Genomic DNA, 26,584 nt, shown 5'->3' on the forward strand with positions numbered 1-26,584 from the left:
ACTCACGGGAGAACGGCCGAGAGTTCACCGTGGGCTGCCACGAGGGACGGTCCGTACCACGTCAGGTACCGGCCGGAGACGAGGACGTACGGCACGCCGGGGAACGCGTCGGGGCCGTCGCCGTCGGTGAACTCCCACGGTTCGTCAGGCAGTACGAGCAGGTCCGCCTCGCCGTCGGCGAACCGCTGCCGCAGCTGGTCGAGCTTGGGCCGGGGGTAACGCTCGTCGGCGCCGGTGTAGACGTGGTCGACACCGAGCCTGCGCAGGACGTCACCACCGAAGGTGTCGCGACCCAGCACCACCCACGGCTTGCGCCACACCGGCACGACCGCACGCGCCCGCACCGGCCGGGGTTCCGTCAGCCACAGCCGTTCGGCCTCCGCCAGCCACGCCGGAACGCCATCGGCCGGTGTTCCGGCGCAGCCGGCGAGCGGTCCCGTCAACAGTGCCCGCAGCGAGGCGAGCGCGGCGGGCACCGTCGCGGGCGCCTCCATCACCCACACCGGGATCCCGGCGTCGCGGAGCGCCTGCACGTCCTGTGGCCGGTTCTCCTCGGCGTTGGCGAGTACGAGGTCGGGGCGCAGTTCGGCAGCGGCGCCGGCCGTCGGATACTTCGAGCCACCGACCCGCGGGACATCCAGGTCCGGCGGGTGCGTGCAGTAGTCCGTCGCGCCGACGATCAGACCCGGCGTCGTGTACTCGACGGCCTCGGTCAGTGCCGGCACGAGCGAGACGACCCGTCGCGGCGGGTCCGGCAACGGCACATCGGCGCCGAGGTCGTCGGTGAACGTCGTCATGGCGCCATGTTGCCCCACAGTGTCCATCCGTCCATCCACCCCCGACGTCCATCCACCCCCGACCCGATCGGGTAACCGCTCCCCTCGGTACCGTGCCGGCCACTGATGAAAATGACATCCATTTGGGGGTTTTCATGAAGGTCGCGTTCGTGGGCAAAGGCGGCAGCGGCAAGACGACGCTCAGCGGCCTGTTCACCTCGTATCTCGCCGGTTCGGGCGCCCCGGTGCTGGCCATCGACGCCGACATCAACCAGCACCTCGCCGTCGCACTCGGCGCGACTCCGGACGAGGCGGACGCGCTGCCGACCCTCGGCGACAACCTGACGCTGATCAAGGACTACCTGCGGGGCGAGAACCCCCGCATCCCCAACGCCGACGCCATGATCAAGACCACTCCGCCGGGGCGCGGCTCACGGCTGATGACCCCGCGCGAGGACAACCCGATCACCGACGCGTGCATGCGCGAGATCAGCGGCGCGCGCGTCGCCGTCACCGGCCGGTTCACCGATGACGACCTCGGCGTCGCCTGCTACCACTCGAAGACCGGTGCCGCGGAGCTGCTGCTCAACCATCTCGTCGACGAGGCGGGCGAGTACGTGGTCGTCGACATGACCGCGGGCGCCGACGCATTCGCCTCCGGTCTGTTCACGCGCTTCGACGTCACGTTCCTCGTGTGCGAGCCGACGATGCGCAGTATCGGCGTGTACCGCCAGTACACCGAGTACGCGCGCGAGTTCGACGTGCGCCTCGCCGTCGTGGGCAACAAGGTCGCCGACGACGAGGACGTCGCGTTCCTGCGTGACGAAGTGGGCGACGACCTGATCGGCTGGCTGTCGACGTCGCGGCACGTTCGCTCCGCCGAACGCGGCCGGCACCGCCCGATCGGCGAGCTGGAGCCCGCCAACCTCGCGGTACTCGACACCATGCGCTCCACTGTGGACGCCGTCGAACGCGATTGGGAGGCCTACCAGGCGCAGGCGGTCGAACTGCACCTGCGCAACGTCCGGGCGTGGGCCGGTTCCGAACTCGCCGACCAGGTCGACCCGGACTTCGTGCCCGCTCCCCCGGCTCGCGTGTAGGCCGGTCTACCGGTCAGTTCCTGCCACCGTCGCTGCCGCTGCCGTCGTCGTCGGCGGCGTCCCACTCGGCGTCGGCTTCGTCGGCGGCCTCGGTGCGCGCCCGCGCGATCTCGAGGGCTTGCCGGGCGGTGGCCTCATCCGGATACGGTCCGAGCAGGTCGATCGACCGCGACACTTCGCCGTGCTCGATCTCTCCGGTGCGGGTGTTGTACCACCAGCCAGACGGCGGATTCGGGTCCTTCTTGCGCCAGCCCATGCCTCGAGCGTGGCACAACCCTCGTCACCTGCGAAAGCGGTAGGGAATCTCCGTCGGTTCGGCACCGGTCGGTCCGAACACGGCCCCGTCTCCGTCGGCACCCTCGGCAGCCGACGCCCCGGCGCCGTCGGCCGGCATCTCGTCGAACCAGTCCCGCTGCGCGGCATCCGACCGTGCAGCATCCGGTTGTGCGGCGCCCGGTGGCGGGACCGCCGGGAACGAGCCGCTCGCCGTGACAGGCCCCGCCGCCGGGGGAACCTGCTGCGATGGCTGCGACGGCTGCGGCGGTGACTGCGGCGGCTGGGCCGGCTGCGGTTGCCCAGCCGGCGACGCCGGTACGGCGGTGCCGGACGGCGGGGTCGGTGTCCCGGATTCCGCCGTGGGCGCCGACCCCTGCCCAGCCGATCCGGGTGGGGTCGATCCGGGTGCGGCGGCGGTGCCCGCCGACGGGGCGACGAAACCCGACGGCGGTGTCTCCCACACCGGTTGCGGGCCGATGTTCATGGGCGCAGCCTTCCCCTGCTGGGGGACGGCGGGCGCGGTGCGGGGACGACTCCCCTGCACCACGGGATCCAAACAGGACACGAGCACGGTCACCGAATCGGGGTCGTCGACCTTCCGGCCGCTGCGTTCGCGGTAGACCATCTCGCCCTCGGAGTCGATCTCGACGAGGTAGCCGGCCTCGGCGAGCTGCTCCTCGTCGAGGTCCACGAGACGTTCGGGCCGCGAGGGAACGACCCGGTAGGCGGGCCAGTCCAGTCGCGCGTGGCCGTCGTGGAACTGGGCGAGCAGGTTCACCAGCTGTTGCTGCCACGGCAACGGCATGTCCTCGACGAGAGCGCGCGGCAGCACGACGTAACCGTCGGTGACGCCGGGCTGTTCCCGTCGCAGGTAGTCCGACAGCGGCGTGCTCGACGCGGGCGGCGCGTGCCGCGGGGCCGGCGGACGTGCCTGCATCGCGAACGGGTCGATCTGCGCGCTGCCGCGGCCCGCGTTCTTTCCGCGCTTACCCCACTTTTTGCCCACGAGACACCCTCCTGCGTTCACACACCAGGCCGGACGGCCTGCGGGACGAGCTCACCCTCGTCCCACGACACGTCACGTACGTGCACCGGGACGCCGCTCTGCTGCGCCTCGACCATCTTGCCGTTCCCGAGGTACATCGCCACGTGGTGAATGGTGCTCGGGTCGGCCGTATCGTACGCCCAGAACAGCAGGTCACCGGGTTGTGCCTGCTCCACCGGTAGCATCGAGCCCGCCTTGTACTGGTCGCGCGACACCCGTGGAATGGTGATACCTGCGGCCTCGTAGGCACGCAACATGAGCCCGGAGCAATCGTACGAATCGGGCCCGGTGGCACCCCAGACGTACGGTTTGCCACGCTCGCCCATCGCGAAGTCGATCGCCTGCTGGACCGACGAGTTCGACGCCAGCACGACGTCCCCGCGGGCTTCGCCGCAGCCGCTCGCGTTGCGGATCTCCCCGACGTTCTGCACGAGGTGGACCGCCATCGGTTCCCACTCGTGGTATCGGTCGGGGAACGCCGACCGCTCGACGGCCTGCGCCGCCTCGCCCGGGCGCATGTGCTGCCAGCCGGGCACGTCTTCGAGGACGTCGTAGAACTTGTTGACCTGGTACGGCGGGTTGGTGACCTGCTCGGGCGTGCCCCAGCCCATCGACGGGCGCATCTGGAAGATGCCCAGCGAGTCGCGGTCGCCGTAGTTCAGGTTCTTCAGCCGCGACTCGGTCATGCCCGCCTGAATGGCGATCTGCCACGCCCGGGGCGACATGCCACGTTCCTTGCCGATCTTGATGATCAGCGATGTGATCTCGCGCTGCTCACCGTCGAGGGACTCGGCGTCGGCCGCACCGTTGCCGGCCTGGCCCGGCCTGGTCGGCCCGATGGCGGCATCACACGACAGTTCCGTCACGTCGCCGCTCATGGCCTGCTGCCGGGACCCGTCGATGACCGTGATCAGCCCGACCGCCAGCACCACCGTGAGTGCCGCCGCCATCACACACCCGAACAGCAATCCCCCGCGCACGGCTTAGCCCACCCGGTTGTAGTCGGAGACGCGCCAGCCCTCTTCGGTCTTGATCACGGTGATGGACAGGTCCGGGCCGTCGGTGGCGATCCTCGCTTCGACCGAACGGGGATAGGACTCGCCTGCCTCGGCCTTACCCTCGACCTTCGTCGCCGGGATGTTCGCCGGGTCGACGCTGCGCATCACGGGCAGGAACTCGGCGGTGGTGTACGGGCGCAGACCGTCGAGCCACGCGTCGGCGGTCGTGTCGTCGTCGTGGTCGACCCACGCTGTGGCCCACTGTTCGGCGACGCGCAGCGCTTGCGGGGCCGCCGGTGCCTCACTGGGAGTCTCACGCGGCTCGGTCAAGCGGGTGACCGGCGGCAGCCCGGAACCGCCGGAATCGCCGGAACCGTTCGACGCGCCGGGCTCGCCCGGCTGCGCGCTGCCGGATTCGGACGTGGGCCGGGTCGCCCCGGAAGCCTGTCCGTCGGAAACCAGGCGAGGCACGACGATGCCGGCCGCGACGATCAGCGCCACGAACAGGATGATCGTGCCGACCAGATGTGACGGCGACCGCATCGGCCAGCTCCACAGGCGCCGGTAGATCGCCGCGCGGCCGCGGTTGGTGCGAATCGGCATGTCCGCTCGCCCCTACCGCACCGCACGGTCGGTGTCGCGAACGTCGTCCGGGCGCACTTCGAGCCCGCGCGACGGCCGGTACAGCACGTACACGGGTTTGCCCGCGACCAGTTCACTGTCGGCGCGCCGCGGTTCCGGCGCGGCCGGTGCCGGTGCGGCAGGCGCGGGCGTCGGCACGGCCTGCGCACCGCCCTGACCACCGGTCCGCCCGGTGTCGAACGCTCCCGCAGGCTGGTTCATCCGCGACGGCACGACGAACGGATCCGGATCGTCGGCGCGGTCGATCCCGCGATCGGTCACCGGCGCCGTGTCGACCCGTCTGCTCGGCACCACCATCGGCTGCTGGTCGCCCGACCCACGGCTCGGCGGGGCCGTGTTGAACACCGGCGGTGCCGCGCCGCCGCCCGCGGGCAGCGCCGGGCTCGCCCCGCCGACCTGCTGGCGCGCACCCGGCCAGTGCGATGCCGGATGGGCACCGGTCTGCGGCCCGTCGAGCCGCTGGGCACTGGCGATCGTCGCCTCGGGACGGAACCGGCCGCCCGCACCGGCGGCTCCGGCACCGCGGGTGGCCGCGCCACCCTCGGCCTCGTCGTCGTTCTTGACGGTCTGCCAGAACTCGTCCTGCGGGGTCGGCTCGGACGACTTCTTACGGAAGCGCGAGAACAGCCCGCCACCCTGGCTCGGCACGGCGGAACCCACGAGGCTGACCGATGTCTCGACCATCTGCCACAGCCGCCGCGCCGGCCGGCCGACGACGAACATCATGATCGTCACCAGGCCCGCGATCGCCAGCTGCACGATCATGTCCATTCCGGATGCGGCGAAGATCGCCTGCAGCAGCAGCGCGTGGATACCGGCGAGCACCGACAGCACGAGCAGGTTGAACGCCACGCCGCCGATGACCCGGCCGACCTTGCGCAGCACGTCGTGCTGCAGGATCGCGAGCAGGCCGATCAGCGGCGCGGTGAGCGTGAACAGCCGCACGAGGATCTGCGCCAACAGCACGGCCAGCTTGGCGACGAGCTGGAACAGCGAATACGCGAGACTCTGCAACATCGCCAGGAAGCCCGTGCCCGCGCGCGAGCCGTCCTCACCACTGAAGTAGCCACTCGAGGCCTGCAGCTCGCCTGCGATGCGTTCGAACTCGGCCTTCTTCTCGTTGATGACGTTCTCGTCGCCGTCATCGCCCGCCCTCATCTGGTCCCACGTGAACGCCTGCGCGTCGAGCAGGTCGGGGCCGTACTCCTTGGCCTCCTCGTCCTGCTGGTCGTTGCCGAACGTGCCGCGCAGCCAGTTGTCGTAGACGACCTCCTCGTGCAGTTCGGTCGGCAGGATGTGCCGCACGACGCGGTCCTGTTCCTCGTCGACGAAACCGGCCTGGATGTTGGTGGTGGTCTGGACGATCGCGTGGTCGATCTCGTCGTGGTACTGCAGCAGGGCCAGCGAGGAGGCCGCCAGCCACAGACCGCCGATGGCGAACAGCGCCCGCTTACTCACCGTCGCGAGGTCGCCGCGCCAGATGTTGCGGAACAGGAAGATCGCCAGCAGCAGCGCCGCGAGCCCGAACAGCTGGGCGTAGACGTTGTTGTAGACCGCTTCCGCGCCCCGCGAGACGGCCTCGGTGAGCGGCTGGAGCACACCGCCGTCGAGCACCTCGTAATGCAGCGCGTTGGTCGCCCCCACGATGTTCTTGGCGACGTTGAACAGCTGGTTTCCGAGCCACGTGTCCACGGTCGTGCTCGGGTCGGTCATGCCGCCCATCACGCCGCTGTCGCAGTCGTGGACGTGCCAGACCATGCCGGCGTAGCTGTAGTCGGCGTAGGCGCTGCCGGCCTCGCCGTTGCCCTCCGGGGTGTCGATCGCGCCGACCATGCCGGAACCGGGCCGTTCCGGGTTCGGCGCCTCACAACCGGAGCCACCGGTCTGCGCCTGCGCGGGCGAGGCGAGCAACGCCTGGCACACCAGCACCGCGACCGTGGCCAGCATCGCCGGTCCGCGCCGGGCGACCTGCGGGCGGCCCGGTTGCCGGCGACGCGCACGCAGCCACACCCACGCGCACACCAGTGCGGCGAGCACCGTCATCGTGATCATGCGGCGTCCCTGCCGGTGCCGTTCTTGCCCCGGCCGCCGGCGCGGGCGGGCTCCTGCCCGCCGTCGGCGCCGGTGTCGCCGCCCTCGTCCACGCCGTCCTTGTCGAAGCCGCCCTCGTCGAAACGGCTGTCGTCGAAGCCGCCCTCGTCGAACGCGGTGTCGGACAGCAGTTGGTCCTCGGTGAGCCCGACCTCCAACTCGGCCTCGAGTTCGAGATCCTCCTCCGGCTCACGGCCGGGCGACGCCGGCACCGGCTCCGTCGGCGCCGAGCGTGACGGCGCCCGCTCCGCCGTCCGGTCCGCCTCACCGCCGTCGGCGGGTCGGCTCTCGACGGCCTGCGTATCGGCACCGGGCGGCTGCGCCGGCCGTTCGGGAGTCCCACCCGGCGTGGTGTCGAGGACATCACGCAGCTGCTGCAGGTGTGGTCCGGTGAAGTCGACACGGATGCGTTCCACACCGCCCGCACCGTCACCGAAGATGAACTGCCGCGGCTCACGGTCGCGTTCGGCCTCGCGCTGCCCGCCGGGACGGCGGCCGAGCGCGGACACGACCTGCTCGTAACCCGCGCCCACGGGCACCTTGAGCAGGCGCAGCGCGTCGGCCTGCGCCTCGTCGTCGTCGAGCCTGCCGACGAACACCGAGTCCAGCAGCGCGACGAAACCCTGGATCTTCAGGAAGTCCGCGGGGATCTGCGAGGACAACAGCACTCGGACGTTCCACTTACGCGAGTCACGCGCGAACCGGTTCATCAGCACCCGGCCCGTCGGCACCTCCGACAGGAAGAACGCCTCGTCGATCCACACGCCCTTGCGCGCCGACTTGGGCTTGTCGTACACCGAGCGCGCCGTCAGCCACGCGGCGAGGTTCATCATCTCGACGCCCAGCGCTTCGGCGTCGGTCCAGTGCTCGCGGCCGACGCCCTCCTTCGGCAGGGTCAGCCCCGCCATGGTGAGCACGGTCAGCCGGTCGTCCCGCTGGTCGGTGTACGGATCGGCGTCGGCTTCCGGGATGAGCAGCGACATGCGTTCGCGCAGCTCGTCGAGGAAGTCGGCGACGACGACGGCGTGGTCGTGGTGCTCGCTGGCGTCACGCCGCAGCGCGTCGATGACCTGGCCGGGATCGGCGTCGTGCCGTCCGCCGACCATGCGGACCGCACGCAGCAGCACGATGCGGGTCTGCGGCATGCGTGCGACGTCGTAAGGCAGCACACCGGTGAGCACGTCCAGCACGAGCCGCCTGCGCGTCGCCCCGGCGAGGGCGCGTTCCCTGCGCCACGCGCGTTCCGGGTCCTCTTCATCCATGAAGTGCTCGAGCTGCGGCTCGGCGACGACGCGATACGGGTTGAGGATGCCGGGCTGGGCGTTGAGCAGGTTGATCGGCCGCGCATACGGACGCAGCTCGGGCAGCTCGCACAACCGCGACAGCGGACCGGACGGGTCGAGAATGGTCCAGTGCGCGCCGGCGCGGAGCGTCTTGTAGACGATGCCACCGCCGAGGAACGACTTGCCGCCACCGAGACCGGCGACGATCGACGTCAGCCCGGAGCCGTCGCGGATCTCCTGCGCCATCCACGGGTCCCACGCGACGGGGCGGCGGGTGGCGGTGCAGGTCTCGCCGAGCAGGATGCCGCGGCGGTCGCCGACCTCGGCCGTAGCCGTGGGCACCGACGCGGCGGCCCAGACCACCGAACCGCGGCGCAGGTACGCCCCGGAGGCGAGCGCCTCACCGGGGATGAACTCCCTGGCCAGGGCATATTGCGCCTCAGGGTGTTCGATGGCGATCTTCGGCTTGTACAGGTCCAGCAGCTGCTGCGCGAGCTTGAGGGCCTCGCGTTCGCTGCTGCCCGAGACCGACATGCGCCACCACGAACGCACGCGCGTGGCGAGGGCGGTGAAGCCGGACGTCATCTCGTCGTCGACCTCGAGCACCCGCGAGGCCTGCCGGGCCAACGACTGCGGCGGTTCGAGTTCGTGCTCGTCGGTGTAGTGCTTGACCTGCGAGCGCACCTTGTTCATCTGCCGCTGCAGCTCGCCCGCCACCTCTTCGGGCCTGCGCACGTAGATGCGCGCGGACCACTCCACGGGCGCGGGCAGGCGGTCGGCGTGCTGCACCCACGGATCGTCGACCTCGGGGATCTGCAGGCCGTGCATCTGGCCGACCGTCAGCACGGCGACGTGACGCTTCACCCCGGCGTTCGATCCGGTACGGCCGCGCACCGTGACGGTGGGCGCGTACGGATCGGCGTGGAAGTCGGCGGCGTCGGTGAAGCTGGCGAGGTCCTCGGGCTCCCAGGTCGACGTCGGCACGGCGGGCATCGTGCGCGGCGCGGGCAGCCCCAGCGAACACGAGCGGTGCATCAGCCAGGACATCTCGTCGGCGCTGACCGGCCTGCCTTCGAGGCCGGACGAGCCGATCACCCCGTCGAGGTGCTCGACCTCGGAGTCGAGGGCGGACAGCTCGGCGTCGACGGCTTCGGGGAGGATCTTGCGCAGCAGCGGCGCGGCACGTTCGACCGCGCGGTCCATGACGCGGCGGGTCTGGACCTGCACCCCCAGGTAGACCTCCTTCTCCGCCATCGACCGGCCCATCAGCTGCTGCTGCTCCCCGACGAGGTAGTCGTCGAAGGACGGCGCACCCGGCACGTCCGCGGGCCGGTCGTGGGCGTTGTGCACGTGCGCCTCGGCCCACATGCGAATCGGGTACGGGCGGGTGGTGACGCGCAGGTGCATCCACCGGCCCTGCAGCTCGGCGTACTGGCCCGCGATCGCCGCGATCAGGTCCTGTCGCTGGGAGTCGGACCGGAACGACCAGCGTTGGGGCGCGAGCCGGTACCAGGCGTACACCTCGTTGCCCGTGCGCAGCAGATGTCCGTCGATCGAGCGGGCGGCGATCGACGGCGTGTAGGTCGGGATCGCCTGTTCACCGGGCAGTCTGCGGCCCCGGCCGTCGGTCTTCGTCGACGGTGCCGGTTTCGCGGCGTTCCTGCTGGTGCCGCTTCGGTCGCGACCGAACAAGGCCTACCTCCCGACCGACGCCGGCATGCGGCCGGTGCGCCGGTGCGCTCGTGCTGTGCTGTCTGCCGACGGGCGTCCGGACGCCGGCCCGCCGGGCCGGACCGGATACGCGCCCCCGCGGGGACGTGCCCCGCGAGTGCCGCGCTTGTGTTTCGGCAGGGGTCGCTCCGCCCTGACCTTGATCTTGCTCGCGCTGACGGCACCGCCGTCGGCACGGGTCTTCTCCCTCGGGCTATGCAACTCGCGCAACCACATCGCGAACACCGCCGAGAGCGGCCGCTCGTGCGTGATCTTCGCGGTGATCATCCGAGTGATCGCGATGGCGAGGACGAACGCCCATGCGGTGCTGAAGAACCCGAAACCGATGCCCACCTGGCGTTCGATGCCCAGTATCACCAGGAACATCGGGATGCCGACGCCCCAGGCGACGTACCGCGCGCGCCACGGGAACGTCGCCTTCGGCGGGCCGAGCCAGACGGCGTCGACCCGGTAGATCTCGTCGTCGGTACGTATGCGCACGTCCGCGAGCCCCGGTCAGCCTGTGAACAGGCCGGCGAGCCACTCGCCGACGTCGACACCGAGCCCGCTGACGGCGAGACCGATGAGCGCGAGGGCGATCACGACGCCCCCGAGCCTGCGCATCACGCCGGCGTTGTCGCCTTTGCCGCCACCCAGCCAGAGCAGCAGCAGCGCGACGGCGAGCAGCACGAGCGGGACAATGTTGTCGAGGAGCCAGGTACGGACTCCTCCGGTGCCGAGCTCGCCTTGCTGCGCCAGAGCCGCAAGCGTCATCGTGGTCATCGCCTACTCCCGAGTGCCTGGAGTGTGGTGCCGGTACGGATGGTCCGTACCGCGCGGGTGGTCCAGCACTTCCCGTGTTCGAACAACATCATGGCGTGACGAGGTGTGGCGGTCAAAGACCCGTACACCCGCAGCGCGACCCCGAAGGGAGGGTCCCGCCTCCGTGGGCGTCGCGCGTGTGCACACCCACCTCGTCCGACCTCCATCATCGCTGCCCGAAGCTCCAGGGTTAACGGTGGCCACCCGGTTTTCCTAGTGTGCGGATGGCCTCACTCACACGCCAAGATCGACCTCACGCTGAGTTCCGCCGTACCCGGCCGTGTCACGGGATGCGCCGGCGCGACTAGTGAATCATGACCCATTCGGCCGCATCACAGCGCTCCACCGTGTAAAGGCCCTGTGTAGACGTCCGAACCGGACGATCTGACCGATCCGGTGAAAACCGACCCCGTCGCGCCACTCAGTCCGCGCGGAGAACCACCGTAAGTGGTTTGGTCACCCGTTCGGGTCGGTTTCGACCACAGGGCGGTGCTTCAACCGGATGGCGGTGCGACCGCGACCGCCGGAACCGGGCCGGAGCGCGTTGCGGAGAGGCCGCGGGCGGCCTACGGAGTGTCGCGGAGCGGTGAGCCGACGACGTCGAAGCGGAAGCCGCCGAACACGCCGGAGAGCATCGGGCGCGCCTGCTCGATCGACTCCCGGACGGCGGGCAGCTGCAACGACGCCTGGTGCGCCTCGGCGCTGGTCCACAACTCCATGACGTACACCGTGTCGGGATCCTCGCCGACACCGACCTCGTACAGCAGGCAGCCCGCCTCGGCCAGCACGTCGCTGCGCCGGGAAAGGTGGGCGGCGAGCTCGTCGCGTCGCCCCGGCACCGCACCGAGCGTGCCCACGTTGGCGAAGGTCATGCGGCCAACCTACCTCCGGCGGCTGCCCGCAGTGCTGGGCGACAGGCCGACGTCGGCGGGCGAACGGCGACGTCGGCCGGTACGCCCGGGTGACGACCGGTCACGACACGTCGAGCACCCGGCGAGCGACGAGGGCCGCGTGGGGACGGTGACCGGGGTCGTCGCGGGTCTCGACCTCCTCGACGTGGAAACCCGCGCCGGTGAGCAGCCGCGACATCACGTCGACCGGCCAGAAGTAGGCCGTCGTCACGGCATGCGGGAACGCCTCGACCCGCGAGCCGTCGACCTGGCGAGCCATCCCGAGCAGCAAGCTGCCGCCGCCGCGCAGACAACGCGCGAACTCTGCGAGCACGCCAGGTACCACAGCGGGCTCGGTGTGGATGATCGAATACCACGACAGAATGCCGTCCACCGACGCGTCGGCGACGCCGAGTGCGTCCAGCCGAGCGACGCGGAACGGGTTGGCGGGGAACCGCGTGCGAGCGATGTCGACGAACTCCGGAACGAGGTCCACACCCTCGACGCGGCGATCATCGCTGCCGGTGCGGTCGATATCGGGGCCACCGCTGTCGGGTCCGGCGCTGTCGGGTCCGGCGCTGTCGGGTCCGCCGATGCTGCGGCGAAGGAAGTCGGTCCACTGCCCGGGGCCACATCCGGCGTCGATGATCAGGCCGTCGACGCCTGCGGCCCAGCGGGCGACGAGGTTCCGGTCCGGTTCGGCCATGAGTTCGGGAGCGCACGCGAAGTCGGCGTACTCGACCGCCCGCCTGCCGTAGGCGTCACGTACGTCAGCTGCCGACACGGGCCACCTCCGCTGCCATCGAACCCGCCGATCCGCGCCGCCAGTGCTGGGAGGACGAGTTGGCATGTAAGCCGGATTCTGTTCCCACGGCCCAGCCGTGGGCGGCGACCATCCATCTCGGCCTGCCGTTGCCGACAGGCTCCAGCGGTCTACCCGCAGGCCTCGGACGGGCCGCCCTCGAACGCCTGCGCAGGAACCCTGGGGCTCCCTCTTGACCTTGCTCCGGGTGGGGTTTACCGAGCCGTCCCGGTCACCCGGGACGCTGGTGGTCTCTTACACCACCGTTTCACCCTTACCCGGCCACTGCGCCGGCGCCACGGGCACCGGCGCAGCACCGCCGGGCGGTCTGCTTTCTGTGGCACTTTCCCGCGGGTCACCCCGGGTTGCCGTTAGCAACCACCCTGCCCTGTGGAGTCCGGACTTTCCTCGAAACCACGCCACTCGGGCGCGGCGTCGCGGCCGCCCTGCCAACTCGTCCTCGAACTCAGGTTACTCCGTACCCTCGGGCAGGTGTCACCGAAGGTGGGACACGTCGTTGACGAGCCGCACACTGGCGTTGCCGTCCGGGTAGAAGTCGGCGATCGACAGCGACGCCGGGTCGAGATGCAGGCGGAACAACAGCGACGCACCGGCGTCGAGCGCCAGTCGCAGCAGCAGTTTGATCGGCGTGACGTGGCTGACGACGACGACCGTCCGGCCCTGGTACTTCCGGAGCAGCTGCTCGTATGCCTGCTGAACGCGCACGTACACCGCGTCGAAGCTCTCGCCGTCCGGCGGCGGCACCGACGTGTCGCTCATCCACCGGCCGTGCACGTCCGGGTCGCGCTGCGAGGCCTCGGCGAACGTCAGCCCTTCCCATGCGCCGAAGTCCGTTTCCCGCAACGACTGCTGCGTCTCGACCCGCGCGCCGAGGGCCTCGGCCACGGCCTGTGCGGTCGCCGCAGCACGCGTGAGGGGTGACGAGACGACGACAGGGTCGACGTCACGAACACTGTCCATTCCGGCCAGTCGTTTCGCCACGGCCTGCGCCTGCCACCGGCCCGTCTCGGTCAGCGCGACATCGCCGAGCCCGGAGTAGCGCCGGTCGACCGACATCTCCGTCTGGCCGTGCCGGACGAGCAGCAGCCGCGTCGGTGTTCCCGTCGCGCCCGTCCACCCGGTCGGTGCGCGACCTGCGGACTCGACTGTCTGTGCCTCGACAGTCGGCGCGTCGGCGGACACCGTCGTGGCGGGTGTTGTCGGGGCGGGTGTGGTCGTGGCGGATGCCGCGGCCAGCGGCAGCGCGGTCTGTTCGGCCTCCGCTGCAGGCTCCTGCTCTCCGACGGGCTCAGTGCTGCCGACGGGCTCAGTGCTGCCGACGGCGGCCTGAGTGTCCATGGCCTCGTTGGCCAGCCGGTCGGCGTGAGAGTTCTTCGCGCGGGGAATCCACTCGTAGGTCACCCGCTGGAACCGGCCCGCGAGGTCACGCGCCTCGAGCGCGAGCGGCTGCAGCGCGGCGTTCTTGATCTTCCACCGACCGCACATCTGCTCGACGACCAGTTTCGAATCCATCTTGACGTCCACAGTGGACGCGCCGGTGGCGGCCGCGGCTTCGAGCCCCGCGACAAGACCGCTGTACTCGGCGACGTTGTTCGTGGCCGTCCCGATGCCGACCGCACGCTCTGCCAGCACCTCGCCGGTGTCGGCGTCCTTCACCACCGCGCCGTACCCGGCGGGCCCTGGATTGCCGCGCGAACCACCGTCCGCCTCGACGACGACACGTCTGCTCACAGGCCCGACTCCCCGGTACGGACCAGGATCGCGCCACAGTTCTCGCACGTGATGACGTCGTCTTCGGCCGCGTTCTTGATGTCCGACAGCTGACTGCGGTCGAGTTCCAGCTTGCACGCGCCGCACTGGCGCGAGCGCAGCAGCCCGGCACCGATACCCCGCTGTTCACGCACGCGGTTGTACGTCTTGAGCAGAGCTTCCGGGAACTTCGGCACGAGCGCGGCACGATCGGCGTCGCGCCGCGCCTGAGTTGCGTTGAGATCGGCGAGCACCTCGTCGCGGCGCGTCACGGCGTCCTCGAGGTCCTGCTCCGCCTTGTCGACCTCGGCCGCCGCGCGCTGTACCTCGATGTCGGCCGCCTCACGGCGTTCCATCAGCTCGAGCTGATCGTCCTCGAGGACCTGCTGCCTGCGCGAGAGCGTCTCCAGCTCGTGCTCCAGTTCGGTGAGCTGCTTCGCCCCGGCCGAACCGGACTCCATGAGCTTGCGGTCTCGGTCCGCGCGGGCGCGCACGGACTCGACCTCGCGTTCCTGCCGCGTCACCTCACGTTCCAGATCGGATGCCGATGTCTGCGCGTTGACGAGCGCATCACGCTTGTCCCGCAGGGTCTTCTCGATACCCTCGATCTCGGCCAGCTCCGGCAGGTTCCGGCGCCGGTGGGCGACACGTGCGAGCTCCGCGTCCACTTCGGCGAGGTCCAGCAACTCGCGTTGCAGGGACGGGTCTGCCTTCACTTCGTACTCCCGTTCGCTCGGACGTTCCACGGATCGGTGCACCGTGTGGAGACGTGAACCTCGACGTTACCCGCCTGCCCGATCACGTCGGCCGCTTGCCCGCACCACGGCCATTCGCTCGCCCAGTGCGTCAGACCGACCAACGCGGGGACCGCGCCGGGCTGCTCGAGATGCTCTCCAGCAGGGTGGTGCCGCAGGTCCGCCGTGACGTACGCGTCGACGCCCGCGGCCGTCGCCGTGTCGAGAAAACCGTCGCCCGCGCCGCCGGATACCGCCACGGTGCGGATCAGGCGGTCGGCGTCCCCCGCGCCGTACACGCCGGGGGCGGTGGCCGGCAGTGCCGCGCCGACGCGATCGACGAACGCGGCGAACGGTTCCGGTTCCGGCAGCACGGCGATGCGGCCGAGCCCGGTGTCGGCGCCGTCGACGTGCGGGACGAGTGGACGCTGGACGTCGAGTCCGATGGCCGCGGCGAGCGCGTCGGAGACACCGGGGCTGGCGGAATCAGCGTTGGTGTGCGCGCAGAACAGCGCCACGCCCTCGCGGATCATGCGGTGGACGAGCGAGCCCTTCGACGTGTCCGCTGGAACGCCGTGCACCCCACGGAGCAGAAGCGGATGGTGGGCGACGATCAGCTGTGCACCGAGTTCCAGGGCCTCGTCGACGGTGGCGGCGACCGGGTCGACACAGACCAGCACGCGGTCGACCCGGTCGGCCGGATCGCCGCACACGAGGCCGACCGCGTCCCACGACTCGGCGAGCTCGCGGGGATACGCCGTGTCCAGTGCGGCGACGACGTCGGCGACGGCCGGCGCGGGGGAGTTCGGACTGGTGGCGGGCATGGCGCGATCCTCCCATGCGGCCGTTTCCGCGCAGGCACGCCGCCGAAGGAACGCCACGGGTCGTCGGGCCATTTGATGTCGGGCGGAGCTGGACGGGGCCGGGGCGGCTGTGCCTGCCGGAGGTACCTGTCCGGATGACACCTGACCGGCCCAGTCAGACGAGACCGATAGTCTCGACAAGGCACGACACGTTCTCCGAGGTCGGCACGGCCGATGCACCGTCGGACTTTTGCGGAAGCGCACGAGTGGTGACACTCGCGCGCCATCCACCGCGGCACGGCGGCCACGGTCCGAAGCCGCCGATTACCCGAACAGGTGTTCGCAATGCCGCGTAGGCGTAGGTAGCGTCGGCGGGGTGATGGATGGGGGAACAGAACTCGACGAGATGGTCCGCATCGAACGGGCCGTCGCACGACTACACGCACGCTTCGTGGACGCGGCCGCGCGATTCGTCGCCGTACGCGGACACACGGAGGAATCCGCCGCAGAGGTCGGCGTCGCACTCGGCTGGACCGGAAGATTCGCCCGACAGCGACTCGATCTCGCCGAACAACTGGTGAAACGATTACCGCACACGCTGGACGCGCTCACCCATGGCGAGGTCGACCTGGTCAAGGCGTCGAAGGTCGCCGGCCCGACCTCGACCTTGCCGGACACCCTGGCGATCCGGGTCGACCAGCTGGTGGCGGGACGACTCGACGGCGCCACCGCCGGGTCGATACAGCGGCTCGTCAAGAAGACCGTGCTCGACGTCGATCCCGACGGCCAGGCCGAGCGAGCTCAGCAGGAACGCGCCCAACGGCACGTTCGACTCAGCCACAACGACGGCAGCACGGCCACCCTGGCAGCCGAACTGCCCGCCGAGACAGCTCAAGCCGCATACGCCCGCGTCGACACCACGGCCCGGACCCTGCGCCGCGGCGGCGACCGCCGGAGCCTCGACCAGCTCCGCGCCGACGTCTACAGCGACCTGCTGCTCGGCCGCGACGAGACTGCCGTCGCCGCCGCCCTGCCCACCCAGGCACCGTCACCACCAGCCGTGACGTCCCCGCCCCCGAAGGCGGATGTGTTCGTCCACATCGACCTCACAACACTCGTCGGTCTGACGGAAAAACCGGCCGAGCTCGCCGGACACGGCCCACTGCCCGCCCCTGTGGCGCGAGCGATCGCGCACGACCCGGCCTCGACCTGGCGGCGGATCATCACCGACCCGCACACCGGCGTCCCACTCGACGTCGGACGCACCCGATACCGGCCACCGAAAGCGCTCGCCGACTACGTCAAAGTCCGCGACCACACCTGCCGCTTCCCCGGATGCCACCGACCCTCCGACCACGTCGACCTCGACCACGTCATCCCCCACGGTTGCGACGGACCCACCTGCGCGGCCAACCTCATCGGACTCTGCCGACACCACCACCAGGTCAAACACAGCCCCGGCTGGACCTTCCGGCTCGAAGCCGACGGCACGGTCCACATCACGACACCCACCGACCGGCGGATCACCGCGCCGCCACCACACGAAAAGGACCTCGGCACCCGGCGCACGAGCGCCGGCAGCGCCGGCAGCGCCGGCGACAGTCCCGGCACCCAGGAACCGCGGCGACGGCCCGAACCCCACACCGGTGGCCGACCACGCGGCAAGACACGCCATCGGCGCAGGCGCCGTCCACGGGGTGACGCCACTCCGCAGGACGGCCCCGCCCGGCGAACGGACCCGGCGCGCGACGCAAGCCCGTGACGACGACCGGACCGACGAACGCGCCGGCCGATTCGGCAGACTGAGACCGTGATGGACCAGCAGCGCCCCGACGGCAACCTCCACATCTGCTTCGTCTGCACGGGCAACATCTGCCGCTCCCCAATGGCAGCGCTCGTGTTCCGCAAGCAACTCGACGACGCAGGTCTCACCGACAACGTCACGGTCACGAGCGCAGGCGTCGGGCCCTGGCACGTAGGCGAGCCCGCGGATGCCCGCGCCCGCGCCACCCTGCGCGCCGCCGGCTACCCCGACGACCACGTCGCCGCGCAACTCGGCAGCCACCACGACGACGCGGACCTGTTCGTCGTCGCCACGAAGAGCCACCTGCGCGACGTCACCGACTTCGCAGGTGACCCCAGCCGGGTCGCTCTACTCCGCAACTTCGACCCGTCCGCGCCCGCCGACGCCGAAGTGCCCGACCCGTACTACGGCGGCGACGATGGCTTCACCGACGTCCTCGACATGATCGAACGCGCCATGCCGGAGCTGATCTCATGGGCACGCACCCGACTGTGACCGCCTACGACGCGATCGTCCGCCACACCGACGCCCAGCCCACCGACATCCGCCCGCTCAGCGGCGGTGCGGTCGTCGCACGCCTCGACGACCGCACAACCACCGTGGTGGCCAAGCCCGCAGCAGGCCCGAACGCCACCGCCGCCGAAGGCGCAGGCCTGCGCTGGCTGGCCGAACCCGGCGACGTGCCCGTACCGCATGCGCACGGCTGGGACGACGACTGGCTGGTGCTCGACTACATCGAACCCGCCGGCGGCTCCCCCTCGCCGGCTGCAGTCGAATCCTTCGGGCGCGGCCTCGCTGCCCTGCACCTCCGCGGCGCACCCGCCTTCGGCTCCCCACCACCCGACGGACCGGTCGACGCCTGGATCGGCCTCGCCCCGATGGCCAACGACACCACGCACGACGACGGCACATGGGCCACCTTCTACGCCCGAGACCGAATCGAACCGTACGTCCGCACCGCCGTCGACCAAGGCATCTTCGGTGCGGACGAGGCTGCCGTGTTCGACGCAGTCTGCACCCGCCTCCCCGAACTGCAACCGGGCACCGAACCACCGGCACGCCTCCACGGCGACCTATGGACCGGCAACCTGCACTGGGGCACCGACGGCCGCGGCTGGCTCATCGACCCAGCCGCCCACGGTGGCCACCGCGAAACCGACCTCGCGATGCTGCGACTGTTCGGAGCGCCGCACCTCGACCGCATCCTCGGTGCCTACGCCGAAACCGCCACGGACGCGGGCAATCCCCTCGCCACCGGCCACGAGGACCGCGTCGGCCTGCACCAACTGTTCCCTCTCCTCGTCCATACGGTGCTGTTCGGCGGCGGCTACGCTCGCCAGGCACTGACCGCCGCACAGCAGGCCCTCCGCACCACTCGCTGAGACGCACACCGCGCAAGACACGACCACTCGATGAGGCGCCCGGCGTGGCCGCCTACCGTAGTGGGTGTGCGGTGGAAGTTCCTACTCAAGCCCGGCTGGCTGGCGTTGACGGTGGTGGTGCTCGTCTTCGCCGCCCTGTGCTTCACCGTGCTCGCCCCGTGGCAGTTCGATCGGCACGAGGAACGTACCGCCCGGAACAACGCCGTGTCCTCGTCCACTGCCGCCTCTCCCCAACCGTTGGCGGAACTGCTGCCCGGCAACTCAGCTCCGGACGGCGACACCGAATGGCGGCGCGCCGTCATCGAGGGCACCTACCTTCCCGACGACGAGGTCATCGCGCGGCTTCGTACCGTGCAGGGCGAACCGGCATTCGAGGTGCTCACGCCGTTGCGCACGACCGGCGGCCCGATCGTGCTGATCAACCGCGGTTTCGTGCGTCCCGCGAACGACACGGGCGTTCCGGACTTCGCAGCCCCGCCGCAGGGCCGCGTCACCGTCGAGGCCCGCGTGCGCATCGACGAGAACGATCCGTCGAACCGGGATGCGTTCGCCGACGAGACCACCGGCGGCAGGCTGCACTCCTACTCGGTGGATTCGCAGGTGGTGGCTCGGGCAACCGGTCTGGACATCAAGCCGGGCTACTATCAGCTCGAACCCGGCGAGCCCGGGGTGCTGACGGCACTGCCGCTCCCCCAGCTCGAGGCCGGGCCGTACTTCTCGTACGCACTGCAGTGGATCGCGTTCGGTGCGATGGCGCTGCTCGGCTGGCTCTACTTCACGATCCGTGAAGCCCGCCCGGGCGGCGCCCTCGCCGACTCCGCAGAGGCCGCTTCTGGCGACGCGGCCGAGCCCACGACCGCCGAGTCGGCAGGGCAACAGCAGCAGGGCAAGCACCCGGGCAAGCAGAAGCGCAAGTCGGTGGCACAGATCCTCGCCGAGGACGACGAGGCCGACGCACTCCGCTGAGCGACGTCTTTCGGTAACGCCTGCGTGTGCTTTCCGTGACTTCGGACGGCTGTTTCCCACTTTCTACCTAGAACGTTCGTCGGTTTCTTTCATATCCCCACCAAAGGACCGGGACAACTCGGGCAGATTGCCTATCGCGTGCCGAATCCCCCAACGCGGCACCTGGACAACTGCGGAGGTCCCATGCGTAAACGTTTCTTATCCCTTCTGGCTGCCGCGGCCGTTGCTGCGGCCGGCCTCACGGCCGCCACGGCGGTGACGACGCCGGCACCTGCCAGCGCGGCCTCGTGTTACGAATGGTCGAGCACCCTGTCGCGCGGTGATAGCGGCTCTGACGTGAAGGAGCTGCAGATCCGGGTTGCGGGCTGGGTGAGCCACGGTGAGCACCTCGTCATCGACGGCGTGTACGGCCCGGCGACCGAGGCGGCTGTCAAGCGGTTCCAGTCCGGTTACGGCCTCGGCGCCGACGGTGTGGCCGGTCCGCAGACGTTCAGCAAGATCTACGACCTGACGTCGAGTGACTGCACTCCGGCTCACTTCTCCTACTCGGAGTTCGACGACAACTGCGGTGCCAACAACTTCAACGGCGGCGCCGTGTCGGCGTCGACCGCGAAGGAGAACACCCGCCGGGTCATGTGGCAGCTCGAGGCGATGCGTCACAAGTTGGGCGACCGGCCCATCGGCATCACGTCAGGTTTCCGCAGCTACTCGTGCAACAGCGCTGTTGGAGGTTCGTCGTCGAGTCGCCATCTCTACGGCGAGACGGCCGACATGGGCATCGGCGCGAATGTTCACTCCCAGTGCACGCTGTATCACGCTGCATGGAAGGCCGGTTTCACGGAGATCCTCGGGCCGGGCTACAGCGGCCACAACGACCACGTCCACGTGGCCAACGATCCGAGCCCGTTCCGCAGTGCCCCGAACTGCTGATTGTTCGCACCCCTGTGACGGGGGTGGTCCTGGTGCCGCACCGGGACCACCCCCGTTCTCGTGTGCGGATGCGGTGACGAACGCTGGCGACGCGGTTCGCGCTTCCCGCACTCCGCGAATCCGACTTTCGCACCCCGCCGTTGGTATGCATTCACCGGAATCGCTGGCCCTTCGTCAACTCCTCACGCCAAGGTTCCGGATGTGCCGACCGGTCGGCACGTCGGCAACGACCCTGGAGGTGCCATGCGCAACCGAGTTCTCTCCGTGGTGGCGGCGGCCGCACTCGCGGCCGGCGGCCTCACGACCGCGACGCTCGTCAACCCGGCGACGGCAGCAGCCGACGGCTGTTTCACCTTCGACAGCGATCTGTCCGAAGGCGACAGCGGCGCCGCGGTCGAAGAGCTGCAGGTCCGCGTCGCCGGCTGGGTGAGCCGCGGCGAACATCTGACGATCGACGGCGAGTTCGGCCCGGCGACCGAGGCCGCGGTCGAACGCTTCCAGGAAGGCTACGACGTCGCACCGTCCGGGGTGGTCGACGCCGAGACACGCGAGGTGCTGCACGCCCTCGGGCAGGACGACTGCACTCCCGAGCACTTCTCCTACTCCGAGTTCGACGACAACTGCGGCGCCAACAACTTCGAGGGCGGCAAGGTCGACGCCGCCACCGCGAAGGAGAACTCCCGCCGCGTCATGTGGCAGCTCGAGGCCATGCGCCACAAGCTCGGCGACGTCCCGCTCGGCATCACATCCGGTTTCCGCAGCGTGTCGTGCAACGACTCGGTCGGCGGGTCGAGCACCAGCAGGCACATGTACGGCGAGACGGCTGACCTCGGTATCGGGGCGAACGAACACCCGCAGTGCACGCTGTACGACGCCGCGCACGAGGCCGGGTTCACCGAGATCATCGGGCCGGGCGCGGAGGGCCACAACGACCACGTCCACGTGGCCAACGACCGCACCCCGTACAGCTCTGCGCCGAACTGCTGACGCCGACGGACGCGCCGTCGCCTTCCTAGCGGCGGCGCCTGCCGAGGCCGGATACGGCCGCCAGCACGGCCGACACACCTGCCGTGCAGAGCCCGACCACACGGGACAGTTCGACGGCGCGCGTCACGTGACCGGCGTCGGGGTTGCGTCCCGCACCGAGCACCGGCAGTTCCGCCACACCACGCGGGTAGACCGTCCGGCCGCCGAGGCGGATCTCGAGCGCCCCGGCGAATGCGGCTTCGGCGCGCCCCGCGTTCGGACTGGGGTGGGCGGCGGTGTCGCGGCGCCACGCCTGCCACGCACTCCGCGCGGAACCGCCGACGACCGGTGCCGCCGCCGTGGTCAGCGTGGCCGTGAGCCTGGCGGGCACGAGGTTCGCGATCTCGTCGAGGCGCCGTGCGACCGGATCGGCCGAGCGGGCAGAGGCGATGTCGAGTTCCATGCCGGGCCGCCTGCCGAGCACGGTGACGGTGCGGGCCGCCAGCATTCCCGGCAGTCCCGCGACGGCGCCCCAGACGAGCGGGGACACGACGGCGTTGGAGGTCTGGTCCGCGACGACTTCGATCGAGGCCCGCGACAAACCGGGCAGGTCCAGGTCCTCGGTGCAGCGCAGGTCGACGGTGGAGATGCGTGCGCGTGCGGTGTCGAAGTCGCCGTTCTCGAGGTCGCGGGCGAGTTCGGTGCCGTCGGACGCGATCCGCGCCCCACCGAGGACGGACCACGTGCCCGCTGCGACCGCGAGCGTACGCAGTAACCGGTGACGACCCGCCGCGCGTTCGACCAGCATGCCCACGGCGACGGCGCCGGTGGTCACCACCGTCGTCGCGCCGGCGGTCCCGATGCGCCGCGCCAGTGTGTCGGCGGCCTGCGGTAACGCGGCGACCGGACGGGGCGGGCCGGCCCGCCGCGGCTCGCCGATCAGACCGTCCGCAACCACGCCGAGCAGCAGCCCGACGGCTCGATGCGCACTCACGATCCGAAACCCCCAAACCGGTAAAGCTACGCAGCAGCCTACCGAGGGCCGCGATGCCGCTTCGCGGGGTCCGCGTCGACGCCCCGATCCTCGGTCGGCGCTACTGCTCCGCGGCGGCCCACGAGCGGATCATGACCGACGCGATCGACGTGCTGCCGGGCAGCAGCAGCTCGTCGTGCTCACCGTCGATGGCCGCGCGCACGTCGGCGCGACTGAACCAGCGTGCCTCCTCGATCTCCCCGTCGGCGGGCGTCAGCTCGGCGCCGTTGACGGTCCGTGCCGCGAATCCGAGCATGATCGACCGGGGGAACGGCCACGGCTGGCTGCCCAGGTAGCGCACGTCGGTGACGGCGACGCCGACCTCCTCGAGTACTTCACGTTCGACGCAGCCTTCGAGCGATTCGCCCGCCTCGACGAATCCCGCCAGCACCGAGTACCGCTTCGGCGGCCACACGGGCTGCCGCGCCAGCAGCACGTTGGCGCCGTTGACGCCGATGTCGTCGTGCACCAGACAGATCACCGCCGGATCGGTGCGCGGGTACTCCTCGCGGTCACATCCGGTGCAGTGGGAGATCCAGCCGAACTGCACCAGTCGGACCGCGGAACCGCACCGAGTGCAGAACGTGCCGCGTCGGTGCCAGTTCCGCAGCGCCTCCGCGGTCGTCAGCAGACCGGCCGACGTGTCGTCGAGCAGTGCGCCGTGACCGCGCAGATCGAGCCACGCCTCGTCGGCGCTGACCGGCACTTCCTGTCGCACACCCCAGCCACCGTCGAGTTCGATCGTGTCCGATTCGGACGGCGGGTCAACGGGCAGCATCCAGTAGTCGACGCCTTCCCATTCGCCGAGGAACGACGCCCCGGCGGGCGGTTCCCCTGCGAACTCGGCGGCCTTCCGGGTGCTCAGGGAGGCGGGTCCGGAGTCGACGTCCTCGCGCCGGACGGGTGTCCGGCCCCCGTGATCGATGACCATGATCCGCGCGTCCGGCCACCGTGCGGTGAGGCGTTGCGGGTCCGTCCGCAACGCCTCCTGCCGGTCCACTGTGGACCGCGACAGCGCCGGAACCTCCTGCAGCTCGAACGGCCTCACGATTCCGGGTCCGCGACGCGCACACCGCCGAGGGCCTCGAGCTGCGGGCCGAGCACATCGGCGTCCCCGACGACGACACCGGTGAAACGGACCGGTGCGAAGATCTCCAGCGCCGCCTCGGCGACCTGTTCGGTCGTCACCGCGGCGAGCCGCTCCGGGTGGCCGAGCAGCCAGTCGAGCCCGAGGCCCACCGCGGTGAGGCCGATCAGCTGGTTCGCCAACCCGGCCTGCGACGCCGCCCCGATCAGCATCGAGCCCGTGGCGTACTGCCGCACCGTCTCGACCTCGGAGTCGGTCGGCGGCACGAGGCCGAGCCTGCCGAGTTCGTAGCGAGTCTCCAGCAGCGCGGCCGCGGTGACATCGCTCGCGGTGTCCGCGTCGACCTGCACCGTCGCCTTGCCTCTGGTGAACTCGAATCCGGAGTGGGCGCCGTAGGTGTAGCCCTTGTCCTCGCGGATGTTTTCCATGAGCCGCGACGAGAAGTAGCCGCCGAACGTCAGGTTCGCCAGCTGCGCCGCCGGATAACGCTCCGCGGTGCGCGGCAGGCTCTGCGCCGACAGGCGGAGCTGCGACTGCACGGCGCCGGCACGCGGCACGAGCACCAGATCCCCGCCCGTGAGGTCGGGCAACTCGGGCAGTTCCCGTGCCACGACGTCGGAACGCCAGCCGTCGAGAGCCCGCTCGACCTCGGTGACCGCGGTCTGCGGATCGATGTCACCGACGAGCACCAGCACCGAGCCCCGCGGCAGGACCGCCGCGGGGTGCAGTGCCCGCACCGCTTCCGGTGTCACCTGCTCGACGTCCTCGGGTCGCGGCATCTCGCGGGTGTACGGATGGTCGCCGTACCGCTGCCGCTGCAACGCCTCCCTCGCGATCACCCGGGGCTGGGTGCGCGCGACGGCCAGGCGTTCGACCAGTCGTGCCGCCTCGAGCTCGACCTCGTGGTCGGCGTAGGTGGCTTCGGTGAGGATGTCGGCGAGTACGTCGAGCAGGGTCGGCAGGCCGCTCGCGAGCGCGCTCGCCGAGACGGACAGATGCTCCGGGTCGACGGCCACGCCGAGGTCGCCGCCGATGAGCGCCAGGTCGGTGTCCATCGCGACCCGGTCCCGCCGGCGCGTGCCGGTCGCGATCGTGTCGGCCAGCACCTCCGCCGTGGCCGGGTGCATCGGGTCGTCACTGGCGAACGGGATCGCCATGCGCAGTTCGGCCATCGGCGAACCGGGCTTGCGCACCGCCAGCACCCGCAACCCGTTGCCGATCTCGGCGTCGACGTGCTCCGGCGGACTGGCCGACCGCTGCTCGCCCAGCGGCGGCAGTTCGCGGGGCCCCACCGGGGTCCGGCCGATCTCCTCCGCGGTGCGGTGGGTCTGCGATGCGGTCACTGGGTACCTCCCTGCGCGGGCTCGACGAGAAGGACGGCGCGCGAATCCGGCCGCAGCCCCTTCGCCGCGTGCGACACCTGGTCCGCCGACACGGCGGCGATCCGGTCGGCGACCTCGTGCATGAGCGCGGCGTCGCCGTAGAGCAGTTCGAACGAACCGAAGCCGAGGGTGCGGTTCACGAGGCGGTCGTGCTCGGCGTGCAGCATCGCGCTCCAACGCGCCGTCACCCGCGCCAGTTCGTCACTGGTGGGCGGTTGTGCGGCAAGCGACTCCAGTTCCTCGTCGACGGCTCCGAGGATGCGGTCCACCCCGACGTCGGGGGTGTGCATCGCCGTGATCGAGAACGTGTCGGGATCGCGCGCCTCGAACGGCCCGAACAGGCCCGCCCCGGCGTTGATGTCGGTGACGAGCGGTTCGCCGTGCACCAGTCGCTGCTGCAGCCGGGACCCGTCGCCGTCGACGAGGACGCTGGCGAGTACGAGGTGCGCCAGGTAGGCGTCGATTTCGCCGACCGGGTCGGGCATGCGGTAGCCGACGGCCAGTGCGGGCAGCGGAGCGTGCGGATCGGCGTGTGTCTCGCGGATCTCGCTCGTCGGCCGGGGTTCGGCGAACGACGGCCGTTGGGGCCGCGGGCGTGCGGGCACGTCGCCGAAATGCTTCTCGATCAGTTCGCGCGCCCGGTCGACCTCGATGTCGCCCGCGACGGTGAGCACCGCGTTGGCGGGTGCGTAGTAGGTGTCGAAGAACGCGGCGCAGTCTTCGAGGCTGGCCTGTTCGAGGTCGGTGAAGTCGCCGTAGCCGTTGTGGGCGTTGGGGAACGTGTTGTAGAGCACCGGCGGCAGCAGGATCCACGGGAATCCGCCGTAGGGCCGGTTCAGCACGTTGAGGCGGATCTCCTCCTTGACCACGTCGATCTGGTTGGCCAGGTTCTCGGCGGTCAGTTTCGGCGCGCGCATGCGGTCGGCCTCGAGGAACAGCGCGCGCTCGAGCGCCGCGGACGGCAGCACCTCGAAGTAGTCCGTGTAGTCGGGGTGCGTCGAGCCGTTGAACGAGCCTCCGCTGCCCTGGACGTGCCGGAAGTGGGCCAGCTTCTCCAGGCTTTCGCTGCCCTGGAACATCAGGTGTTCGAACAGGTGCGCGAAGCCGGTGCGGCCTTCGGGTTCGGAACGGAAACCCACGTCGTAGTGCACGCTGACGCCGACGACCGGGGCGCTCCGGTCTGGCGCCAGAACCACCCGCAGGCCGTTGTCCAGTGTCAGTCTGTGGAGAACGGGTTCGGCCATGTAGCCACCCTACGGGAGGCCCACGCGTGGTCACGTCGCCTTCACCGA

At 70.5% G+C, this 26,584-nt stretch carries 25 protein-coding genes and 1 other RNA gene; 7 read left to right on the top strand and 19 right to left on the bottom strand.

The annotated features are described in order from the left end of the window. Positions 1-2 precede the first annotated feature (2 nt). Positions 3-797, bottom strand: a complete 795-nt coding sequence (locus LY40_RS24150) for a helical backbone metal receptor (protein ID WP_258938251.1) — start codon at positions 795-797, stop codon at positions 3-5. 134 nt (positions 798-931) lie between these two features. Between LY40_RS24150 and LY40_RS24155 the strand changes: the two genes are divergently transcribed. Then, on the top strand, positions 932-1,876 hold the full coding sequence (locus LY40_RS24155) for an ATP-binding protein (protein ID WP_258938252.1): 945 nt from the start codon (positions 932-934) through the stop codon (positions 1,874-1,876). 13 nt (positions 1,877-1,889) lie between these two features. Here the strand turns inward: LY40_RS24155 and LY40_RS24160 are convergent, their stop codons facing one another. From LY40_RS24160 to LY40_RS24225, 14 genes are all read right to left on the bottom strand, one after another. Beyond that, positions 1,890-2,132 (bottom strand): hypothetical protein, encoded by a 243-nt coding sequence (locus LY40_RS24160; protein ID WP_258938253.1) that lies wholly within the window; start codon positions 2,130-2,132, stop codon positions 1,890-1,892. Positions 2,133-2,156: 24 nt separating this feature from the next. Further along, positions 2,157-3,158: a hypothetical protein gene (locus tag LY40_RS24165; protein ID WP_258938254.1), complete on the bottom strand. Its 1,002-nt coding sequence runs from the start codon at positions 3,156-3,158 to the stop codon at positions 2,157-2,159. A 17-nt stretch (positions 3,159-3,175) separates the two neighbouring features. After that, on the bottom strand, positions 3,176-4,177 hold the full coding sequence (locus LY40_RS24170; RefSeq protein WP_183779084.1) for a C40 family peptidase: 1,002 nt from the start codon (positions 4,175-4,177) through the stop codon (positions 3,176-3,178). Positions 4,178-4,180: 3 nt separating this feature from the next. Next, on the bottom strand, positions 4,181-4,798 hold the full coding sequence (locus LY40_RS24175; RefSeq protein WP_258938255.1) for a hypothetical protein: 618 nt from the start codon (positions 4,796-4,798) through the stop codon (positions 4,181-4,183). 12 nt (positions 4,799-4,810) lie between these two features. Further along, a complete protein-coding gene (locus LY40_RS24180) occupies positions 4,811-6,889 on the bottom strand; it encodes a magnesium transporter (protein ID WP_258938256.1) in 2,079 nt (692 codons plus the stop codon). Next, a complete protein-coding gene (locus LY40_RS24185) occupies positions 6,886-9,903 on the bottom strand; it encodes an ATP-binding protein (RefSeq protein ID WP_258938257.1) in 3,018 nt (1,005 codons plus the stop codon). The genes LY40_RS24180 and LY40_RS24185 overlap by 4 nt, the downstream gene beginning before the upstream one ends. Before the next feature lie 3 nt (positions 9,904-9,906). Continuing rightward, positions 9,907-10,422, bottom strand: a complete 516-nt coding sequence (locus LY40_RS24190; RefSeq protein WP_183779092.1) for a hypothetical protein — start codon at positions 10,420-10,422, stop codon at positions 9,907-9,909. A gap of 15 nt (positions 10,423-10,437) precedes the next feature. Next, positions 10,438-10,704, bottom strand: a complete 267-nt coding sequence (locus LY40_RS24195) for a hypothetical protein (protein WP_183779094.1) — start codon at positions 10,702-10,704, stop codon at positions 10,438-10,440. Between the two features lie 605 nt (positions 10,705-11,309). Further along, positions 11,310-11,615: a putative quinol monooxygenase gene (locus LY40_RS24200; protein ID WP_183779096.1), complete on the bottom strand. Its 306-nt coding sequence runs from the start codon at positions 11,613-11,615 to the stop codon at positions 11,310-11,312. 100 nt (positions 11,616-11,715) lie between these two features. Then, the gene (locus LY40_RS24205; protein ID WP_183779098.1) at positions 11,716-12,417 is read right to left on the bottom strand and encodes a class I SAM-dependent methyltransferase; all 702 of its coding nucleotides are present in this window, start codon (positions 12,415-12,417) and stop codon (positions 11,716-11,718) included. 51 nt (positions 12,418-12,468) lie between these two features. Then, positions 12,469-12,892, bottom strand: an RNA gene (rnpB, locus tag LY40_RS24210) — RNase P RNA component class A. 38 nt (positions 12,893-12,930) lie between these two features. After that, positions 12,931-14,187, bottom strand: a complete 1,257-nt coding sequence (locus tag LY40_RS24215; RefSeq protein ID WP_258938258.1) for a bifunctional RNase H/acid phosphatase — start codon at positions 14,185-14,187, stop codon at positions 12,931-12,933. Further along, positions 14,184-14,921, bottom strand: a complete 738-nt coding sequence (locus tag LY40_RS24220) for a zinc ribbon domain-containing protein (protein ID WP_258938352.1) — start codon at positions 14,919-14,921, stop codon at positions 14,184-14,186. Before LY40_RS24220 ends, LY40_RS24215 begins: the two co-directional genes overlap by 4 nt. Next, positions 14,918-15,763 (bottom strand): Nif3-like dinuclear metal center hexameric protein, encoded by an 846-nt coding sequence (locus LY40_RS24225; RefSeq protein WP_258938259.1) that lies wholly within the window; start codon positions 15,761-15,763, stop codon positions 14,918-14,920. The genes LY40_RS24220 and LY40_RS24225 overlap by 4 nt, the downstream gene beginning before the upstream one ends. Before the next feature lie 358 nt (positions 15,764-16,121). On the opposite strand from LY40_RS24225, the gene LY40_RS24230 reads away from it, so the two are divergent. From LY40_RS24230 to LY40_RS24255, 6 genes are all read left to right on the top strand, one after another. Next, complete coding sequence (locus tag LY40_RS24230) at positions 16,122-17,504, top strand: HNH endonuclease signature motif containing protein (RefSeq protein ID WP_258938260.1); 1,383 nt, start codon at positions 16,122-16,124, stop codon at positions 17,502-17,504. Between the two features lie 51 nt (positions 17,505-17,555). Further along, entirely contained in the window at positions 17,556-18,041 is a 486-nt protein-coding gene (locus LY40_RS24235; protein WP_183784894.1) for a low molecular weight protein-tyrosine-phosphatase, read from the top strand. Further along, positions 18,020-18,928, top strand: coding sequence for a fructosamine kinase family protein (locus tag LY40_RS24240; RefSeq protein ID WP_258938261.1), 909 nt, complete (start codon positions 18,020-18,022; stop codon positions 18,926-18,928). Before LY40_RS24235 ends, LY40_RS24240 begins: the two co-directional genes overlap by 22 nt. Before the next feature lie 66 nt (positions 18,929-18,994). After that, a complete protein-coding gene (locus tag LY40_RS24245) occupies positions 18,995-19,894 on the top strand; it encodes an SURF1 family cytochrome oxidase biogenesis protein (RefSeq protein ID WP_258938262.1) in 900 nt (299 codons plus the stop codon). Between the two features lie 183 nt (positions 19,895-20,077). Then, positions 20,078-20,824, top strand: coding sequence for a M15 family metallopeptidase (locus LY40_RS24250; protein WP_183779110.1), 747 nt, complete (start codon positions 20,078-20,080; stop codon positions 20,822-20,824). Positions 20,825-21,067: 243 nt separating this feature from the next. Next, complete coding sequence (locus LY40_RS24255; protein ID WP_258938263.1) at positions 21,068-21,811, top strand: M15 family metallopeptidase; 744 nt, start codon at positions 21,068-21,070, stop codon at positions 21,809-21,811. Between the two features lie 25 nt (positions 21,812-21,836). On the opposite strand, the gene LY40_RS24260 is transcribed toward LY40_RS24255, so the two are convergent. The 4 genes from LY40_RS24260 to LY40_RS24275 form a co-directional block, all read right to left on the bottom strand. Then, positions 21,837-22,784, bottom strand: a complete 948-nt coding sequence (locus tag LY40_RS24260) for a cobalamin biosynthesis protein CobD/CbiB (RefSeq protein WP_258938264.1) — start codon at positions 22,782-22,784, stop codon at positions 21,837-21,839. A gap of 100 nt (positions 22,785-22,884) precedes the next feature. Then, a complete protein-coding gene (gene nudC / locus LY40_RS24265; protein WP_183784896.1) occupies positions 22,885-23,874 on the bottom strand; it encodes an NAD(+) diphosphatase in 990 nt (329 codons plus the stop codon). Continuing rightward, complete coding sequence (locus tag LY40_RS24270) at positions 23,868-25,253, bottom strand: M16 family metallopeptidase (RefSeq protein WP_258938265.1); 1,386 nt, start codon at positions 25,251-25,253, stop codon at positions 23,868-23,870. Before LY40_RS24270 ends, nudC begins: the two co-directional genes overlap by 7 nt. Then, positions 25,250-26,536, bottom strand: coding sequence for a M16 family metallopeptidase (locus LY40_RS24275; protein ID WP_183779118.1), 1,287 nt, complete (start codon positions 26,534-26,536; stop codon positions 25,250-25,252). The genes LY40_RS24270 and LY40_RS24275 overlap by 4 nt, the downstream gene beginning before the upstream one ends. Positions 26,537-26,584 lie beyond the last annotated feature (48 nt).

The sequence above is a fragment of the Prauserella salsuginis genome, from assembly GCF_024648885.1.
Classification (GTDB): Bacteria; Actinomycetota; Actinomycetes; order Mycobacteriales; family Pseudonocardiaceae; genus Prauserella; species Prauserella salsuginis.

Coding starts and splice junctions, on each gene's coding strand:
- LY40_RS24160 (WP_258938253.1), bottom strand. CDS start 2,132: ATGGGCTGGCGCAAGAAGGACCCGAATCCGCCGTCTGGCTGGTGGTAC.
- LY40_RS24180 (WP_258938256.1), bottom strand. CDS start 6,889: ATGATCACGATGACGGTGCTCGCCGCACTGGTGTGCGCGTGGGTGTGG.
- LY40_RS24275 (WP_183779118.1), bottom strand. CDS start 26,536: ATGGCCGAACCCGTTCTCCACAGACTGACACTGGACAACGGCCTGCGG.
- LY40_RS24195 (WP_183779094.1), bottom strand. CDS start 10,704: ATGACCACGATGACGCTTGCGGCTCTGGCGCAGCAAGGCGAGCTCGGC.
- LY40_RS24175 (WP_258938255.1), bottom strand. CDS start 4,798: ATGCCGATTCGCACCAACCGCGGCCGCGCGGCGATCTACCGGCGCCTG.
- LY40_RS24235 (WP_183784894.1), top strand. CDS start 17,556: ATGGACCAGCAGCGCCCCGACGGCAACCTCCACATCTGCTTCGTCTGC.
- LY40_RS24230 (WP_258938260.1), top strand. CDS start 16,122: ATGGATGGGGGAACAGAACTCGACGAGATGGTCCGCATCGAACGGGCC.
- LY40_RS24240 (WP_258938261.1), top strand. CDS start 18,020: ATGGGCACGCACCCGACTGTGACCGCCTACGACGCGATCGTCCGCCAC.
- LY40_RS24155 (WP_258938252.1), top strand. CDS start 932: ATGAAGGTCGCGTTCGTGGGCAAAGGCGGCAGCGGCAAGACGACGCTC.
- LY40_RS24150 (WP_258938251.1), bottom strand. CDS start 797: ATGACGACGTTCACCGACGACCTCGGCGCCGATGTGCCGTTGCCGGAC.
- LY40_RS24225 (WP_258938259.1), bottom strand. CDS start 15,763: ATGCCCGCCACCAGTCCGAACTCCCCCGCGCCGGCCGTCGCCGACGTC.
- LY40_RS24200 (WP_183779096.1), bottom strand. CDS start 11,615: ATGACCTTCGCCAACGTGGGCACGCTCGGTGCGGTGCCGGGGCGACGC.
- LY40_RS24255 (WP_258938263.1), top strand. CDS start 21,068: ATGCGCAACCGAGTTCTCTCCGTGGTGGCGGCGGCCGCACTCGCGGCC.
- LY40_RS24250 (WP_183779110.1), top strand. CDS start 20,078: ATGCGTAAACGTTTCTTATCCCTTCTGGCTGCCGCGGCCGTTGCTGCG.